The following is a 16,565-nucleotide window of genomic DNA, read 5'->3' as shown; positions in this document are numbered from 1 at the left end:
GTTCTTACCTGTCGTGCGCCCGAAGGCGGCGATCCCTTCAAGCCGTCTTCTTGATCTTGGCGGCGCGGATGCTCTCGGCGGCGCGCTCGAGGCGCACGAGCCCCTCGCGGGCTTCTTCGGCAGTGACCACCAGCGGCGGAAGAAGGCGGATGACGTTGTCGCCGGCCGGCACGCCGAGCAGATGCGCGGCGCGGATCGCCTGCAGCAACTCGGCCGAGGGAACCGCAGCCTTGACGCCGAGCAGAAGCCCCTCGCCTCGGATATCCTCGATCACATCGGGATACCGATCCTTGAGCGAGGCCAGCCCCTGGCGGAAGACGAGCGCGACGTCGCGCACATGCTCAAGGAAGCCATCGGCGAGGATGACGTCGAGCACGGCACTGCCGACCGCCATGGCCAGCGGATTGCCGCCATAGGTCGAACCATGCGTGCCGGCCTTCATGCCGGAGGCAGCCTCGGCCGTGGCAAGGCAGGCGCCGAGCGGGAAACCGCCGCCGATGCCCTTGGCAACGGCCATGATATCGGGCGTGATGCCGGACCATTCATGGGCGAAGAGCTTGCCGGTGCGGCCGACGCCGGTCTGGACCTCGTCGAGGATCAGCAGCAGGCCGTTTTCGTCGCAGATCCGGCGAAGCGCCTTCATGAATTCGCCGGTGGCGGGGCGCACGCCGCCCTCGCCTTGCACCGGCTCGATCAGGATTGCGGCCGTCGCATCGGTAATGGCGGCGCGGACGGCCTCGATGTCGCCGAACGGCACCTGATCGAAACCCGGAGCCTTGGGGCCGAAACCTTCGAGATATTTCTCCTGACCGCCGGCGGCAATCGTCGCGAGCGTGCGCCCATGGAAGGCGCCCTCGAAGGTGATGATATGGAACCGCTCGGGATGGCCCTTGGAAAACTGGTAGCGGCGCGCGGTCTTGATGGCGCATTCGAGCGCCTCGGCGCCCGAATTGGTGAAGAACACCTTATCGGCGAAGGTAGCGTCCGTCAGGCGCTTGGCGAGGCGCTCCTGGCCGGGGATTTCATAGATGTTGGAGAGGTGCCAGACCTTGTCGGCCTGCTCCTTCAACGCCGCGACCACATGCGGGTTGCCATGGCCGACGGAGGTGACGGCGACACCGGCGCCGAAATCGAGATAACGCTCGCCGCTCTCGGTGATCAGCCATACGCCCTCGCCTCGCTCGAACCGCAGCGGGGCGCGAGAATAGGTGTCATAAAGCGGCGCGGCTTCAGCCATGGCGCGGGTCTCCCGTTCAATGTTCTCTTGCACGGACTCCGGCTAACAGAACCAGGTCCAAAAAATCAAAAATGCCGCCTTTCGGCGGCGAGCGGTACTATTTCCTTTTCGCGCTGCAATGTCAACAAAACTGCCGCCTTAGCCTATGCAGCAAGCTTGTGCAGCGGCACTTTCGGCCTTCAACAGGCATTATTGCAGAAATGCCACGCAGAGGCAGCAAGTTGGGGAAAACTTGAAATTCGATTCATCCGGATTCCCGCGACTCTTGTCACGGAGTCAGCCTCACACTAGGTTAAAGTTCAATTACTAGACTGCATGCGGCGGAACTAGTCACCAAAATTGATCAAGCGTTTCTTGTTTCGGAGGCTTCCGGGACAACGGTGAGGGATTCTGCCATCACCAACGCAAAAGGTGGAGACAGGGCATGAACTGGACAGACGAGCGGGTCGAGAAACTCAAGAAGCTTTGGGCCGAAGGACTGAGCGCCAGCCAGATTGCTGCGCAGCTTGGCGGCGTCAGCCGAAACGCCGTTATCGGCAAGGTGCACAGGCTCAGCCTTCCCGGCCGCGCCAAAGCCGGCGGCACGGCCACCGCGGCGCGCACGCCGAAGCGCCAGACGTCCGCGCCGCGCGCGCCGAATTACGCCTCCCGGATCACCACCCGCACCGTGACCCGTCAACAGGGCGCAACGATGCTGAAGGAAGAGATCGAGGTCGATGCCGTCGACGAAATGGAATATGTGCCGGCCGGCAATGTGGTCGTGCCGATTTCTCGCCGCCTCGGCCTGACGGAGCTCACCGAACGCACCTGCAAATGGCCGGTCGGCGACCCGCTCAAGGAAGATTTCCATTTCTGCGGCTGCGAGTCCCCCGACAATTCTCCCTATTGCAGCTATCATCAGAAGCTTGCCTATCAGCCGATCAACGAAAGGCGCCGGGCCGCGGCACGGGTCAGCTGAGAAGGCGACATCGCCGGACATAAAAAACGGGCCGAGCGGCCCGTTTTTTATGATTGGAGTGGAAGCGCTGGGGTTGCCCCTCATCCGGCTGCCGCCACCTTCTCCCCGCACGCGGGGCGAAGGGACATGCCGCAACCTCTCCGTTCCCCGCCGACCTTTCGCAGGGCACGTCCCCTCTCCCCGTCAGAACGGGGAGAGGGCTAGGGTGAGGGGCAAATCTTTGACTTTAGCAGCAGTAGAAACCCTCAGGCTTCCATCGAATAACCCGCGCCACGGACGGTGCGGATGACGTCCTGCATGTTGGAGAAGTTCAGCGCCTTGCGCAGGCGGCCGACATGGACGTCGACGGTGCGCTCGTCGACATAGATGTCGTGGCCCCAGACGCCGTCGAGCAGCTGCGAGCGGGAAAAGACCCGGCCCGGCGACGACATCAGGAATTCCAGCAGGCGAAACTCGGTCGGGCCGAGGCGGACTTCGCGGCTCTTGCGGTGGACGCGATGGGTTTCGCGGTCGAGCTCGATATCGCCGCATTTCAGCACCGAGGACAGCACCTCGGGACGGGCACGGCGCAGCATCGCCTTGACGCGAGCGACGAGCTCGGGGGTCGAGAAGGGCTTGACGACATAATCGTCGGCGCCGGTGGACAGTCCGCGCACACGCTCGCTCTCCTCGCCGCGCGCCGTCAGCATGATGATCGGCAGTCGCTCGGTTTCCGGCCGCATGCGCAGGCGCCGGCAGAGTTCGATGCCGGAGACGCCGGGCAGCATCCAGTCGAGGATGAGCAGGTCGGGCGTGCGCTCCTGAAGCCTGATTTCGGCCTCGTCGCCGCGCAGGATGGTATCGACCTCGAAGCCTTCGGCTTCGAGATTATAGCGAAGGAGCACGCTGAGGGCTTCCTCGTCTTCAACAACTGCGACTCTCGGGATCATGCGTGTCCGTCTCCTCGCGCACAAGCCTTAAACCGGGGTTCTAAGCAGGCGTCCTGCGCAAATTCAGAAATTGGCTGCGACCTCTTTGCGCGCCCCGAACGGGCGCGCACGCAATCTTGGAAGGATTATTCCGTCGCGGCGCCAACGGTGTTGGCGCTGTCATCCTTCGGACGATCGCCTTCCGGCTGGGCGCCTGTCGCCATGTAGTAGATCGTCTCGGCGATGTTGGTGGCATGGTCGCCGATGCGCTCGATGTTCTTGGCGCAGAAGAGCAGATGCGTGCAGCTCGTGATGTTGCGCGGATCTTCCATCATGTAGGTCAAGAGCTCGCGGAACAGCGAGGTGTACATGGCGTCGATCTCGTTGTCGCGTTCGCGGATGGCGGTCGCCTTGTCGGCAGCGCGTGTCGTATAGACGTCGAGCACTTCCTTGAGCTGGACAAGCGCCAGCTCGGAGAGATGCTCGAGACCGCGGGCGAGCTTGCGGGGAACGCCGGTGCTCTGCACGGCGATGACGCGCTTGGCGGTGTTCTTGCCGAGGTCGCCGACGCGTTCGAGATCGGCGGCGATGCGGATCGAACCCATGATTTCGCGCAGGTCCGCGGCCATCGGCTGCCGGCGGGCGATGGTGACGATCGCCTTGTCGCCGATTTCGCGCTCGGTGTGATCGAGGATCACGTCGTCTGAGATGACCTTCTGCGCCAGCGCGGTATCGCCGTTGACCAGCGCCCGGACGGATTCGGCGACCATCTGTTCGGCCAGGCCGCCCATTTCGGAAATCCGCCTGGACAGGAACTTCAGATCATCATCATAGGCAGAATAAATATGTGTCGATGCCATGGGGCTTTGTCCTCGAATAAGGGGAAGGCTTCGGATGGCCGTGATCAGCCGAAGCGACCCATGATGTAGTCCTGGGTACGGGGATCGTCCGGATTGGTGAACATCTTGTCGGTGTCGTTCTCCTCGACAAGATTGCCGAGGTGGAACATGGCGGTGCGCTGCGAGACGCGCGCGGCCTGCTGCATGGAGTGGGTGACGATGACGATCGTATAGTTTTCGCGCAGTTCGTGGATCAGCTCCTCGACCTTGGCGGTGGCGATCGGGTCAAGGGCCGAGCAGGGCTCGTCCATCAGGATGACTTCCGGGCTGACGGCAACGGCGCGGGCAATGCACAGGCGCTGCTGCTGACCGCCGGAGAGGCCCGTGCCGGATTCGTGCACGCGGTCCTTGACCTCGTTCCAGAGCCCGGCGCGCTGCAGGCTGCTCTCGACGATCTGGTCGAGATCGGCCTTCGACTTGGCGAGACCGTGGATGCGGGGGCCGTAGGAGACGTTTTCATAGATCGACTTCGGGAACGGGTTCGGCTTCTGGAAAACCATGCCGACGCGGGCGCGAAGTTCGACGACGTCGATATCCGGATCATAGATATCGTCGCTGTCGAGCGTAATCTTGCCGGTGACGCGGCACCCCTCGATCGTGTCGTTCATGCGGTTCAGGCTTCGCAGGAAGGTCGACTTGCCGCAGCCCGAGGGGCCGATCAGGGCGGTTACGGTGTTTTCGCGGATGTTCAGGTTCACGTCGAAAAGCGCGCGCTTCTCGCCGTAGTATACGGAGACATCCTGTCCGATCATTTTATACGGGACGTTGCTCATCTTCTGATCCAGCGCCTTTTCAACTGCAGCTTCCGTCAGCATGTTCATGATGTTTGACTCCGTTTACCAGCGGCGCTCGAAGCGACGACGCAAGAGGATGGCGCCCATGTTCATGACGACCAGGAACAGGAGCAGGACGATGATGGCACCCGAAGTACGCTCCACGAAGGCACGTTCGGCCTCGTTCGCCCACATATAGACCTGCACGGGCAAGGCCGTCGAGGGCTCGAGCGGTGTCGCGGGCGCATTGGCGACGAAGGCGACCATGCCGATCAAGAGCAGCGGCGCGGTTTCGCCGAGCGCGTGCGCCAGGCCGATGATCGTGCCGGTGAGGATGCCGGGCATGGCAAGCGGCAGGACGTGGTGGAACACCATCTGCATCTTCGAGGCGCCGAGGCCGAGAGCTGCAGCGCGGATCGAAGGCGGCACGGCACGCAGGGCCGCGCGGGTAGCGATGATGATCGTCGGCAGGGTCATCAGCGTCAGCACCAGGCCGCCCACCAGAGAAGCCGAGCGCGGCAGGCCGATGAAGTTGATGAAGACGGAAAGGCCGAGCAGACCGTAGACGATCGACGGGACGGCTGCGAGGTTGTTGATGTTGACCTCGATCAGGTCCGTCAGCCTGTTCTTCGGCGCAAACTCCTCGAGATAGATCGAGGCGGCGACGCCGATCGGCAGCGACAGAACCAGCACGATCAGCATCAGGTAGAGCGAGCCGATGAGCGCGACGCCGAGTCCGGCGGCCTCCGGGCGGCTGGAATTGCCGTTGACGAAGAGACCGGTGTTGAACTGCTTCTGGAGAGTGCCGCTCGCCTTCAGCTGGTTCATCCAGTTGACCTGCTTGTCGTTGACCTTGCGGTTCTTCTCATCGACGGAAAGATCGATCTGGCCCTTGTTGGCGCTGTCGATATTGGCATCGGCGAGCAGGGTGACATTGACCGTCTTGCCGATGATCGAGGGATCGGTGACAACCAGATCGCGCAGCTGGATCGGCGCGCTCTTGGAGAGCATGGCGGTTGCATCGCGCGCATCCGGACGGCTCGATGCATTGATGTTCAGCTGCTTGACGATCGCGTCGCGCAGCAGAACCGGATAGTTGGCGGCAATCAGCACCGAAGGATCGGTTGCCCGCTTGCCGTTCGGATCGATCGTCTTTTCGGCGAATTCGATCGGCAGGGTGATCGTCGTCTGCTGGAAGGCGGTGTAACCTTTGCCGATCACCGTCCACAGCAGGACGAAGAGGAAGATAAGGCCGAAGGCGATGGCGGCGATACCGTAGGCCTGGAACCGGCGCTCGGCGGCATAGCGGCGCTTGATGCCGATATCACGGCGGGCCGGCGCTTTGGAAACGGTGGCACCGATGGCGGGAGAAACAATATTCGTCATTCGTACTGCTCCCGGTATTTGCGCACGATGTAGAGCGCATAGATGTTGAGGCAAAGCGTGATGCAGAACAGCGTGATGCCAAGCGCGAAGGCAACCAGCGTCTGCGGCGAGGTGAACTCAAGGTCGCCCGTCAGCTGGTTGACGATCTTGACGGTCACCGTGGTCATCGGCTCGAAAGGGTTGATCTGAATGCGGGCGGCGACACCCGCGGCCAACACGACGATCATGGTCTCGCCGATGGCGCGCGAGGCGGTCATCAGCAGCGCGCCGACGATGCCGGGAAGCGCGGCCGGCAGGACCACCTTCTTGATGGTTTCGGAGCGTGTGGCGCCGAGACCGAGCGAGCCATCACGCAGTGCCCGCGGCACGGCGGTGATGATGTCGTCCGACAGCGAGGAGACGTAGGGGATCAACATGATGCCCATGACGATACCGGCCGTCAGAACGCTCTGCGCCTGGATGAAATTGGTGTAGCTGCCGGAGAGCAGGCCGCTGATCTGTGCGGAGAAATCGCGCAGGAACGGACCGACGGTGACGAGCGCGAAGAAGCCGTAGACGATCGTCGGGATGCCGGCCAGCACTTCGAGAAGAGGCTTGGAGACGGAACGCAGCTTCGGCGAGGCGTATTCGGCCATATAGATGGCGGCGAAGAGGCCGACCGGAACCGCGACCAGCATGGCGACGAGGCCGATATAGAGCGTGCCGAGTAGGAGCGGGATCAGGCCGAACTGGCCGAAGGAGGAGCTGCCGGCGCCGGCAAAGCGCGGATCCCAGACGGTGCCGAAGAAGAATTCGCCGGCGGGAACGACGGCAAAGAAGCGGGCGGCTTCCGACAGCATGGACAACACGATGCCGACCGTCGTCAGGATGGCGATCGAGGAGGCGAGCAGCAGGCCCCAGAGCATGACGCGCTCGACGCGGTTGCGGGCGCGGAAGCGCGGCGCGATGGCGCGTAGCGCATAAAGGGCGCCGGCAACGGCCAGAATGAAGACAATCGCCGTCATGGCGAGGCGGCTCGTCATGCTCATGGAATTCAGCGTCTTGGCGGCCTCGACCATGTAAGGCTGCGGCTGGCCGGCGAGCGGCACGCCCTTTTCGCTGAGCTTGGCCTGCAGGGCGGCCGGATCGTTTGCCACCGCGGCGGCTTCGTCCGATGTCAGCATCGTCAGCCCGCGCGCGACCGTCGCCACCATCGAATAGCTCAGATCCTGTTCGACTGCGGCCTGAGCCTTGACGTCAGCAGGGAAAGCTCCCCGAACCGAGGACTGGATGATGCCGGGGCTGACGGAGAGCCAGACGCAGAGGACGATGAGGGCGGGAAGAACCGTCCAGATCGCGGCATAGGCGCCGTAATAGGCCGGCCGGGAATGCAGTGCGGAGGACCTGCCTCCGGCAAGGGCCGTGGCACGGCTGCGCGCGACCAGATAGGCGGCGGCGCCGATCACCACAAGGCACAGAAGTATGACGGATGTGCTCATTCGTTACGTCCCCAGGCCCGTGGCCCCCAAAAAGCGCGGCGGCTTCATCAGCCTGCCTTCGGCTTCCAATCATGGAGAAGGAATTCAACCCTGCAGCGGAAAGACCGCCACGCAGGGACATTAACGATGCCGGCGCGGGCTTTGAAGCACCGCGCCGGCAAAATCATTACATGGACTTGCCGGCTTCGACGTCCTTGCGGATCGCATCACGCTCGGCATCCGGAGCGGCAACGAGGCCGTATTCAGCCAGCGGGCCGTCGGGGCCGATCATCTGGTCGGATACGAAGAAGTTGACATATTCCTTCAGGCCCGGAACGGCGCCGAGATGTGCCTTCTTGACATAGAAGAACAGCGGGCGGGAAACCGGATAGGTGCCGTTGGCGATCGTTTCGGTGGATGGAACGATACCGTTCACGCTGGCGACCTTGAGCTTGTCGGCGTTGTTTTCATAGAAGGAAAGGCCAAATACGCCGACGCCGGTCTTGTTGGCGGCGATGCGTGCGAGGGTTTCCGGATAGTCGCCGTCGATGTCGACTGCAGCGCCGTCCTTGCGGACTGCGACGCAAGCCTTGGTCTGGGCAGCCTTGTCGGTGATTTCCTTGGCGATAACGTCGAGAGCGCCCGAAGCCTTGCAGCCGGCGGCAAGAACGTTCTGTTCGAAGACTTCGCGGGTGCCGTGCTTTTCGCCCGGGATATAGGCGGCGATATCAACGGCCGGGAGCTTCGGGTTGACTTCCGACCACTTCTTGTAGGGGTTGGCGACGAGCTTGCCGTCGACGACGACCTGGGCAGCGAGGGCCTTGTAGATGTCGGCCGGAACGTAAGCGACATCCGGGTTGGACGAGTCGGTTGCGAAGACGATGCCGTCATAACCGATCTTGACTTCCTGGATGTCGGTTACGCCGGCGGCCTTGCAGGCTTCGGCTTCATTCTTGTTGATCGGACGCGAGGCGTTGGCGATGTCGATGGTGTCTTCACCAACGCCCTTGCAGAATTCCTTCAGACCAGCGCCCGTGCCGCCGGATTCGACGACCGGCGTCTTGAAGTTGGTGAAGGTCTCGCCGAAGGACTCGGCAACGATCTTGGCGTAAGGCAGGACGGTGGACGAACCAGCGATCTGGATCTGGTCGCGAGCGACGGCTGCGCCAGCGAAAGCGGCAGTTGCAGCGAGCGCGGCAACGGTGAGCTTGAAGGTGTTCATTAGAAATCTCCCGCATTGGGCTTGTGTGAGTGCGGCCTATAGAGAGGCCCTCGCATGCCTTTTTTCATCGGCGGGACTCTCTTAACGCTGTAAGCACCGTCCTTTTATGTCAAATCCGTGAAACATTTGTGACAGGTTAAGCTTCTGTTTTATAACGATAAATTTTATGGATGCCGCTCCAAAGTGCCGACGATCGGGAAAGTTTGGATCCGAGCTCGACCTTGCATTGCAAGTTTACCGCACGTGGCCCGGCGGTTGCGGAAAGGCATCCTGGCCCTTCCCGTTCTTTCATTCAGGTCCGCCCGTGGGATCTGCCCCTCATCCGCCTGCCGGCACCTTCTCCCCGTTTTGACGGGGAGAAGGGGATATGCCGCGACCTCTCCGTCCCGCCCAAAACTCTCGACAGGGCACGTCCCCTCTCCCCTTCATTACGGGGAGAGGGTTAGGGTGAGGGGCAATCGCACGGCACGCCATCGTTATTCACGCACGGCTGGAAAGAACCGCAAATCCATTGCCTCGACGCGTTCGACCAGCCGCCCGTCGCAGATCGCAACGATCGTCTCCAGCACGGATGGCAGCGCGCTCAGTACATCTACATTCCAGAAACGAACCACCGACCAGCCATTGCCGGTCATGAAGGCATCCCGGATTCCATCCCGTCGGCTGTCCGCATGCTGGCTGCCGTCGATCTCGACGACAAGCCGCAATTCACGACAGGCGAAATCTGCGAAATAAGGGCCGATCGGCAACTGCCGGACAAACTTGTGTCCGTTGAGCCGGCGGTCGCGCAGTTCCTTCCATAATTTGTCCTCTGCGTCGTTATCCGACTGGCGCAGGGATCGCGCTCGTGCTGTGGTTTTGGGCTTGGGGCCTCTCATTGACGTTTTCCTTGTGACTCGCCCCTCATCCGGCTGCCGCCACCTTCTCCCCGCTCGCGGGGCGAAGGGGATATGCCGCAACCTCTCGGCTCCCCGCGAGCCTCTCGCATGGCACGTCCCCTCTCCCCGTGATTACGGGGAGAGGGTTAGGGTGAGGGGCAGCGTCCGCGGTACGCATCGCTTATCGCTCGCGTCGCGTACCACGCTAGAACCGCACCGTAAAATCGGTGCCCTTGCCTACCTCGGACTTGACGATCAGCCGGGCGCGGTGGCGGGTGAGGATATGTTTGACGATGGCAAGGCCGAGGCCGGTGCCTTTCTTCGAGCGGCTGTCCTCGATGCTGACGCGGTAGAAGCGCTCCGTCAGACGCGGCACGTGCTCGGCCGGGATGCCCGGACCCTTGTCGATGATGCTGACCTCCACCGGGGCGCCGGCGCCGTTCTTCAGCCAGACGTCGACGATCTTGCCTTCCTGACCATATTTGCAGGCATTCTCGATCAGGTTCTCGAAGACCTGGACAAGCTCGTCGCGATCCCCCAGCACCTCCACCTTGCCATCCGGCAGATGCAGGTCGATATCGACGCCGACATCCCTGGCGAGCGGCACCAGCGAGTCGCGGACATGGCCGAGCAGCGGCACCAGATCGACCTTCTCATCCGGCGCGATATGCGATTTCAGCTCCAGGCGTGAGAGCGACAGCAGATCATCGACCAGCCGGCTCATGCGGGTGGTCTGATCGAGCATGATGCCCAGAAACTGTGCCTGCGCCTTCTGATCGTTCTTCGCCGGCCCCTGGATCGTTTCGATGAAGCCGCGCAATGAAGCAAGCGGCGTGCGCAGCTCATGGCTGGCATTGGCGACGAAATCCGACCGCATGCGGTCGATGCGGCGGACCTCAGATATATCGCGGAAGGAGAGGATGAAAAACCGCTCCCGCTGGCCCTCGGCCTGGAATTCGACAGGCGCGCTGCGGACGATATAGACGCGTTCGGACGGCAGCCGCTCGGCATGCTCGATCTGGTTCGGCGCGTTGGTGGCGATGGTTTCGCGCACCATGTCGAGCACGCCGGGCGAGCGCAGCCGGGCCGACATATGGGCGCCGAGCGCCACCTCACCGAAGGCCTTTTCGGCGGCAGGGTTCTGGAACAGCACCGAGGCGTCGTCCGACAGCACCATGGCGGGAATATCGAGCCCGGCAAGCGTGGCGGAAACGTCAGGCAGGCGGCTTGGCGGTGCTTGCGGCTCCGCTGCCGCCGGCTCGACGGGTTCCGCCTTGACGACAGGCGCCTCCTTGAACAGCGCGGTCAAGATCATGACGAGAAGGAGAACGAGCACCACCCACTTGTTCATCCCGGCGGCAAGGGCGGCAAGCGCGCTGAGGATGGCCGCAAGCAGCACCGGACGTTCGCGCCGGATGCGCGCCAGCAGGCTTTTTCTCCAGGGGGTTTCGTCTTGCAAGTGGGCCTCGAGGCGTCGATTCGTTTTCTCTATATTGAACTCTGCCTGATAGCGGCAATTCATGACAGAAGTTTTCGGCTGGCGCCGGTCAAGCGAAAGACTTCAGCGCAGGCTCGGGAAAAATCACCGGCCAAAAGCGAAAGATTTGATTTTCAACGGCAAATATGTTCGCCTACGGCAAGAGGACCACCAGCGCAGGAGGAGCATATGGGCGAGACTGTCGAAAGCAGGGCGGTGGAGCTCGATATCCGCGGCAAGAAACGCATCTTCGACGTCGATGATCCGGTCCTGCCGGACTGGGTGGAGGAAAACGCCCTCGAGTCCGGCGGGTTTCCCTACAAGAAGAAGCTCAACGAGGAGGACTATCTGGAGCAGCTGGAAAAACTGCAGGTGGAACTCGTCAAGGTGCAGTTCTGGCTTCAGGCGACCGGCAAGCGGGTGATGGCGCTGTTCGAGGGGCGGGACGCGGCCGGCAAGGGCGGCGCCATTTCGGCCTCGTCGGCGCATATGAACCCGCGCCTTGCGCGTGTCGTCGCACTCGCCAAGCCGACCGAGCGCGAGCAGGGGCAATGGTATTTCCAGCGTTATGTCGCGCAATTCCCGACCGCGGGCGAATTCGTGCTGTTCGACCGCTCCTGGTACAACCGCGCCGGCGTCGAACCGGTCATGGGCTTCTGCACGCCGCAGCAATATGAAGGTTTCCTCAAGCAGGCGCCGCAGCTCGAAAAGATCATTGCCCATGAGGGTATCTTCTTCTTCAAGTTCTATCTCGATATCGGCCGCGAGATGCAGCTCAAGCGTTTCCATGATCGCAGGCACGATCCGCTGAAAGTCTGGAAGCTGTCATCGATGGATGTCGCGGCGCTGACGAAGTGGGGCGATTACAGCCAAAAGCGCGATCGCATGCTCAAGGAAACCCATAGCGATTTCGCGCCATGGACCGTCATCCGCGCCAATGACAAGCGGCGTGCGCGTCTGCAGCTCATCCGTCACATGCTCGACAGGATCGACTATGACGGCAAGGACAAAGCGGCACTCGGCGAGATCGACGAGGAGATCATCGGTTCGGGGCCTGGATTCCTGAAATAGGTCACCGGCCGCTGGATAAGAGGCGTCACCGCCCCGGCAGGATGCGGATCGCGAAAAGGTTGATGCCACGCGCCTTGCCATCGAGATCGCTGTTGACGACTAGCGTGCCGGGCGAATTCGGGGCGAGCGAGCGGTCGAAGCTCACTTGCAGCAGCGCATCCGACTTTTCGCGGGTGACGCTGAAGCGATGGCGGGCGCAATTGCCGAGCGACTGGAAATTGCATTCGACCGCCACCTGGGTCGGCTCATCGGTGGTCGATTGCAGCGTCAGCGCGATGGTTGAGGATTTGCCGGCGAGCTGCTGCAGTACAGAGGCGGGAACACTGACCGAAATATTGCCGTCAGCCGCACCGCTTTCGGAAATCAGGCGCACGGCCGGCCCGTCATTCTCGGTGATCTTTTCGGTGCGCGCCCGCGGGCCGCTTTTGATCTTGTCGGCCTCGTCCGGCTTGAACACCGGGATCCAATCAGCCGAAAAACTATTCTGCGGATCGATGGTCACCGGCTGATCGGTGTGGGTAGCCGCATTATCGGCGCTATCGTCATCGCCGGTGAAATCCTCCGGCTGGGTGCTGGCCGGCGGATTGGCGACGCTGGTGTCGCGCTCGGCCGCCGTCAGGAGCAGGCCCGACGTATAGGCCCACCAGGCGCCGATGCCGATGAAAGCCAGCAGGACGCACCAGACGAGAAGCCTCGAGAAGAACTTGCGAGGCTTGCGGCGGCCGGCCGCCCGCTCCGGACGGAAATCCATGTTGGCGGCGCGCTGACCGCGCGCGAGCCGCTCGTCGCCGACCGGGGCGGCTGCGAGATGATCGGCATTGCTCGCATGCACGTCGTCGAGGCGCGACTCGTCGCTGCTGCGGTGCATGATGACTTCGGGCGCGCGGGTCTCGCCTGCCGCCACCGGACTGTCGATCAAGCTGTCGATATCGGCCACATCCCCTCGGCGAACCGGCGGCGCCGGCATGTCGACGACCGGCGGCACCGGCACTTCAGGCGGTCTCTGGCGCGGGTGAAGCCGCTCGCGCTCCTCGCTTTCGATGGCGTGGATGGTGGTTTCCAGGCGATGGCGGTGATGGGCGACGGCATCGGCATCGGTGATATCCTGCTTGCGCAGGCCGGCTTCCAGCGCCTGCCGGGCTGACTGGTAGATCCTCGCTCGAACCTCCGGATTGTCGCGATCGGCATTTTCGAGCGCTGTTCTGATGGCCGTTTCTAATCCGCTCACGTCAAGTCCTTCACTTCGAACCCGGCATCGGACTGTCGTCCCCGCCGTTCTCCATCAAAATTCGGTAGCGGCAAGCGCGGCAAACCGCAAGCCTTGCAGCCCGCCCGCCGCTGATCGGCAGCGATAATCGCCAGCTTTTGCGGCTCGCGGGGCTTACCTTGCCCGCCATCTCCGCCTGATATATCGGCGTGAAATCGACGAAGACGTGGCGGCTGCTCTTTTATCGGCATTTCTTCTCTGTTATCAGTTTGACGTTTTCGTAAACGTCAATGCGAGCGGTAAACCATGGCCCTCCCCCCGATCCTCAAGGACAAACTCAGACTGCCGGTGATCGGCTCACCGCTCTTCATCATCTCGCATCCGGCGCTGACCCTGGCGCAATGCAAGGCGGGCGTCGTCGGCGCCTTTCCGGCGCTGAACGCCCGGCCGGAAAGCCAGCTCGACGAATGGCTGGCCGAGATCACCGAGGAGCTCGCCCGCCACGATGCCACCCATCCGCAACGGCCGGCCGCACCCTTTGCCGTCAACCAGATCGTCCACATGTCGAACAAGCGGCTGGAGCACGACCTCTCGCTCTGCGTCAAATACAAGGTGCCGATCGTCATCTCCTCGCTCGGCGCCGTGCCCGAGGTCAACGCCGCCGTGCATTCCTATGGCGGCATCGTGCTGCACGACATTATCAACAACCGCCACGCCCATTCGGCGATCCGCAAGGGCGCGGACGGGCTGATCGCGGTGGCTTCAGGCGCCGGCGGCCATGCCGGGACGCTGTCGCCCTTCGCGCTCGTCCAGGAAATCCGCGAATGGTTCGACGGGCCACTGCTGCTTGCCGGCGCAATCGCGACCGGCGGCGCCATTCTGGCCGCAGAAGCGATGGGCGCCGACATGGCCTATATCGGCTCGCCCTTCATCGCAACAGAAGAGGCGCGCGCCGCGCCCGCCTACAAGCAGGCGATCGTCGACGGCGCAGCCAGCGACATCGTCTACTCCAACTATTTCACCGGCGTGCACGGCAACTATCTCAAGCCCTCGATCATCGCCGCCGGCATGGATCCCGACAACCTGCCCGTCGCCGGCCCCTCCAAGATGGATTTCGACCAGGCGACCGGCGGCGCCAAGGCCTGGAAGGACATATGGGGCAGCGGCCAGGGCATCGGCGCCGTCAAGGCGGTGGAGCCGGTGGCAAATCTCGTCGACCGGCTGGAGGCCGAATACAGGGCCGCCCGCGCCCGCCTCTCGCTCTGAGGGTCTTCCACCCCCCCTCCCCTCTTTTTTGCCAAAGGCATGACAGGGTGCTTGAAATCTTCAAACAATGCCTGTATCAGCGCCATGCAAATCGCAGGCCGCACGCTTCGGCCGCCAAATGCCGCTTTAGCTCAGTCGGTAGAGCACATCATTCGTAATGATGGGGTCACGTGTTCGAGTCACGTAAGCGGCACCAAAATCTTCAAGAAAAACAAGCATATATTGTTTCAGGTGTGAAACGTCTCCTCTAATAGAGCGTCCTGGGGGAAAATCTGGGGGAAAGTCGGCTTTCCGTTTCCCCGGCGTTCTGTCATTCTTCCCCCATGCCCGTTACCTCGAAAAGAACGCCGTCATCCGATCCGCACCGCTCCTTGCGGGCGGTGACGGTCGCGAATCCGTACTACACCCATGCGCATGACGGCGATGCGAGCAACCCTCGTACCGTACCGGCGATCATCAACATCAAGGAAAGCGCCATCACCATGTTGGCCTCACGCGGCCGGATAGACGCGGCTCAGCTCGCCGCAGCGACGAGGTTCCGCGCCTTGTGGGAAGCGATGTGCCGGAGCACGCGGGCGATCGACTACGGTCGCGAGCCGGTAGATGGCGGCGGTATTGCGGACCCGATCGGTCACCGGCAGATGCTTGCGGCCGAGGAGCTTCGTCGGGTTCGACCTCTGCTTGGCGAGAACGGGTACTGGCTGGTGTCGCGGATTTGTGGCGAGGGCTATTCTCTCGGTGAGATCGTCGGCCCAGGTAGCAGCAAGCGGACCAAGCTGAAAGCCGCCCGCGACCTCCGCGAATACCTCGATCTGCTCTGCGAATTCTGGAACCTGTCCACCCGGCGCTGATGCGTGGAGCCCATCAGCGGCATTCCGGGCACCTTCTCCCTGTATTCGATGGGTTGGCAAGTTTTGGTTGCCGTGGCATCATGTCGACAGGTCTCAAGATGCGGACCGAGTTCCGGCGCCGACCTGATCCGAGGCGCCGGGGCGTCGAGAGTGAGGGACACCTCTCTCCGATTGTTGCGGTGAGGCATCACAAAGCTACTGGTAGGACGGCCCGACGAGCGTGATCAGGGGACGGCCACTGCCTTCTCTCAAACTCAACACTTGAGGAGGCTTTGGTATGTCCAAAGATAACCCCACCACAGAACTGTCAGTTTTTGCTGCTGCCCTCAGTCAGACGGCGCTCGAATGTGCCCAGAACTCCGTGATCCGGGTCGGGTATGGCCGGGGGTTCTTGGCGCAAACGGTCGATAGTCCAGTCATCATCACCTGCGCCCATTGCCTACCGCATATGCCGCCTGCCATCGGAGACATAATGATGACCGAGGAGAAGACCTATCCCCGCCTAGTCGGCGCGCTCGGGGATGAGCAATCGATCACGGTGGAATGCCTGTTTGCCGATCCGGTAGCCGACGTTGCAGTGCTTGGCGAACCAGACAGCGACATTTTATGGAAGGAAGCCGAAGCCTATCACGCTTTCGTTGAGGCCCGGGAGGGCTTGCCTATTGCCCTCGAACAGAACCCGGCATTGAACGGGGTGCAAGAACGCATGGGCGCATGGTTGTCACTCGACGACAGATGGGTTTACTGCGGTTTGGCCGTTGCCGCCCAGCGGGTTTTGACTAGCGAACGAGCCAAGGCCGGGATGAGCGGAAGCCCGATCATCCTCGATACGGTGCGTAGAACCGTCGTCGGCGTGGTCTCGAACACCGAGTTTCACCCGCGACTGGTCACAGCATTGCCCGCTTGGCTCTTGCGGAAACTCGTACTGCGCTGATCACCGAGCGGTTGGCAAGGCGGCGCTGATGCTCCGCCTTG

Annotated in this window: 15 protein-coding genes and 1 tRNA gene; 6 read left to right on the top strand and 10 right to left on the bottom strand. The window is 62.4% G+C overall.

What is annotated here, in order from left to right; translation table 11 throughout:
• Positions 1-37 precede the first annotated feature (37 nt).
• Complete coding sequence (locus tag NMA58_RS00845; RefSeq protein WP_085776828.1) at positions 38-1,237, bottom strand: aspartate aminotransferase family protein; 1,200 nt, start codon at positions 1,235-1,237, stop codon at positions 38-40.
• Between the two features lie 424 nt (positions 1,238-1,661).
• Between NMA58_RS00845 and NMA58_RS00840 the strand changes: the two genes are divergently transcribed.
• The gene (locus NMA58_RS00840) at positions 1,662-2,195 is read left to right on the top strand and encodes a GcrA family cell cycle regulator (protein ID WP_430956878.1); all 534 of its coding nucleotides are present in this window, start codon (positions 1,662-1,664) and stop codon (positions 2,193-2,195) included.
• Between the two features lie 245 nt (positions 2,196-2,440).
• Here NMA58_RS00840 and phoB read toward each other — a convergent pair whose 3' ends face one another.
• The 8 genes from phoB to phoR form a co-directional block, all read right to left on the bottom strand.
• Positions 2,441-3,124 carry a phosphate regulon transcriptional regulator PhoB gene (gene phoB, locus NMA58_RS00835; RefSeq protein ID WP_004672768.1) on the bottom strand — a complete coding sequence of 228 codons (684 nt, stop codon included), beginning with the start codon at positions 3,122-3,124 and terminating at the stop codon, positions 2,441-2,443.
• Positions 3,125-3,249: 125 nt separating this feature from the next.
• Positions 3,250-3,963, bottom strand: coding sequence for a phosphate signaling complex protein PhoU (phoU, locus tag NMA58_RS00830; RefSeq protein WP_004672769.1), 714 nt, complete (start codon positions 3,961-3,963; stop codon positions 3,250-3,252).
• A gap of 44 nt (positions 3,964-4,007) precedes the next feature.
• Complete coding sequence (gene pstB / locus NMA58_RS00825; protein ID WP_085776826.1) at positions 4,008-4,823, bottom strand: phosphate ABC transporter ATP-binding protein PstB; 816 nt, start codon at positions 4,821-4,823, stop codon at positions 4,008-4,010.
• Between the two features lie 15 nt (positions 4,824-4,838).
• The gene (gene pstA / locus NMA58_RS00820) at positions 4,839-6,161 is read right to left on the bottom strand and encodes a phosphate ABC transporter permease PstA (RefSeq protein ID WP_434711998.1); all 1,323 of its coding nucleotides are present in this window, start codon (positions 6,159-6,161) and stop codon (positions 4,839-4,841) included.
• Positions 6,158-7,639, bottom strand: coding sequence for a phosphate ABC transporter permease subunit PstC (gene pstC / locus NMA58_RS00815; protein ID WP_434711997.1), 1,482 nt, complete (start codon positions 7,637-7,639; stop codon positions 6,158-6,160). The genes pstA and pstC overlap by 4 nt, the downstream gene beginning before the upstream one ends.
• Positions 7,640-7,805: 166 nt before the next feature.
• Entirely contained in the window at positions 7,806-8,840 is a 1,035-nt protein-coding gene (locus tag NMA58_RS00810) for a substrate-binding domain-containing protein (protein WP_183706011.1), read from the bottom strand.
• Positions 8,841-9,316: 476 nt separating this feature from the next.
• Positions 9,317-9,718, bottom strand: coding sequence for an endonuclease domain-containing protein (locus NMA58_RS00805; protein WP_434711996.1), 402 nt, complete (start codon positions 9,716-9,718; stop codon positions 9,317-9,319).
• A 205-nt stretch (positions 9,719-9,923) separates the two neighbouring features.
• Positions 9,924-11,144, bottom strand: a complete 1,221-nt coding sequence (phoR, locus tag NMA58_RS00800; RefSeq protein WP_434713474.1) for a phosphate regulon sensor histidine kinase PhoR — start codon at positions 11,142-11,144, stop codon at positions 9,924-9,926.
• A gap of 240 nt (positions 11,145-11,384) precedes the next feature.
• Between phoR and ppk2 the strand changes: the two genes are divergently transcribed.
• Positions 11,385-12,266 carry a polyphosphate kinase 2 gene (ppk2, locus tag NMA58_RS00795; protein ID WP_430960684.1) on the top strand — a complete coding sequence of 294 codons (882 nt, stop codon included), beginning with the start codon at positions 11,385-11,387 and terminating at the stop codon, positions 12,264-12,266.
• 25 nt (positions 12,267-12,291) lie between these two features.
• On the opposite strand, the gene NMA58_RS00790 is transcribed toward ppk2, so the two are convergent.
• A complete protein-coding gene (locus NMA58_RS00790) occupies positions 12,292-13,494 on the bottom strand; it encodes a regulator (protein WP_430960685.1) in 1,203 nt (400 codons plus the stop codon).
• Positions 13,495-13,779: 285 nt separating this feature from the next.
• On the opposite strand from NMA58_RS00790, the gene NMA58_RS00785 reads away from it, so the two are divergent.
• The 4 genes from NMA58_RS00785 to NMA58_RS00770 all read left to right on the top strand — a co-directional run bounded on the left by NMA58_RS00785 (position 13,780) and on the right by NMA58_RS00770 (position 16,524).
• A complete protein-coding gene (locus NMA58_RS00785) occupies positions 13,780-14,739 on the top strand; it encodes an NAD(P)H-dependent flavin oxidoreductase (RefSeq protein WP_434711995.1) in 960 nt (319 codons plus the stop codon).
• Between the two features lie 120 nt (positions 14,740-14,859).
• Positions 14,860-14,935 (top strand) — tRNA-Thr (locus NMA58_RS00780).
• 127 nt (positions 14,936-15,062) lie between these two features.
• Positions 15,063-15,590: a hypothetical protein gene (locus tag NMA58_RS00775; protein WP_434711994.1), complete on the top strand. Its 528-nt coding sequence runs from the start codon at positions 15,063-15,065 to the stop codon at positions 15,588-15,590.
• A 277-nt stretch (positions 15,591-15,867) separates the two neighbouring features.
• Positions 15,868-16,524: a hypothetical protein gene (locus NMA58_RS00770; RefSeq protein ID WP_434711993.1), complete on the top strand. Its 657-nt coding sequence runs from the start codon at positions 15,868-15,870 to the stop codon at positions 16,522-16,524.
• The last annotated feature ends 41 nt before the right edge of the window (positions 16,525-16,565 follow it).

It is taken from the genome of Rhizobium sp. YTUHZ045 (assembly GCF_051124255.1).
GTDB lineage: Bacteria > Pseudomonadota > Alphaproteobacteria > Rhizobiales > Rhizobiaceae > Rhizobium.
The sequence above is the reverse complement of the archived record's forward strand: the minus strand, read 5'-3'. Positions and strand labels throughout refer to the sequence as shown.

Excerpts from the sequence above, each read along its gene's own strand:
- NMA58_RS00845 (WP_085776828.1), bottom strand. The coding sequence starts at position 1,237 with ATGGCTGAAGCCGCGCCGCTTTATGACACCTATTCTCGCGCCCCGCTG.
- NMA58_RS00840 (WP_430956878.1), top strand. The coding sequence starts at position 1,662 with ATGAACTGGACAGACGAGCGGGTCGAGAAACTCAAGAAGCTTTGGGCC.
- phoB (WP_004672768.1), bottom strand. The coding sequence starts at position 3,124 with ATGATCCCGAGAGTCGCAGTTGTTGAAGACGAGGAAGCCCTCAGCGTG.
- phoU (WP_004672769.1), bottom strand. The coding sequence starts at position 3,963 with ATGGCATCGACACATATTTATTCTGCCTATGATGATGATCTGAAGTTC.
- pstB (WP_085776826.1), bottom strand. The coding sequence starts at position 4,823 with ATGAACATGCTGACGGAAGCTGCAGTTGAAAAGGCGCTGGATCAGAAG.
- pstA (WP_434711998.1), bottom strand. The coding sequence starts at position 6,161 with ATGACGAATATTGTTTCTCCCGCCATCGGTGCCACCGTTTCCAAAGCG.
- pstC (WP_434711997.1), bottom strand. The coding sequence starts at position 7,639 with ATGAGCACATCCGTCATACTTCTGTGCCTTGTGGTGATCGGCGCCGCC.
- NMA58_RS00810 (WP_183706011.1), bottom strand. The coding sequence starts at position 8,840 with ATGAACACCTTCAAGCTCACCGTTGCCGCGCTCGCTGCAACTGCCGCT.
- NMA58_RS00805 (WP_434711996.1), bottom strand. The coding sequence starts at position 9,718 with ATGAGAGGCCCCAAGCCCAAAACCACAGCACGAGCGCGATCCCTGCGC.
- ppk2 (WP_430960684.1), top strand. The coding sequence starts at position 11,385 with ATGGGCGAGACTGTCGAAAGCAGGGCGGTGGAGCTCGATATCCGCGGC.
- NMA58_RS00785 (WP_434711995.1), top strand. The coding sequence starts at position 13,780 with ATGGCCCTCCCCCCGATCCTCAAGGACAAACTCAGACTGCCGGTGATC.
- NMA58_RS00775 (WP_434711994.1), top strand. The coding sequence starts at position 15,063 with ATGCCCGTTACCTCGAAAAGAACGCCGTCATCCGATCCGCACCGCTCC.
- NMA58_RS00770 (WP_434711993.1), top strand. The coding sequence starts at position 15,868 with ATGTCCAAAGATAACCCCACCACAGAACTGTCAGTTTTTGCTGCTGCC.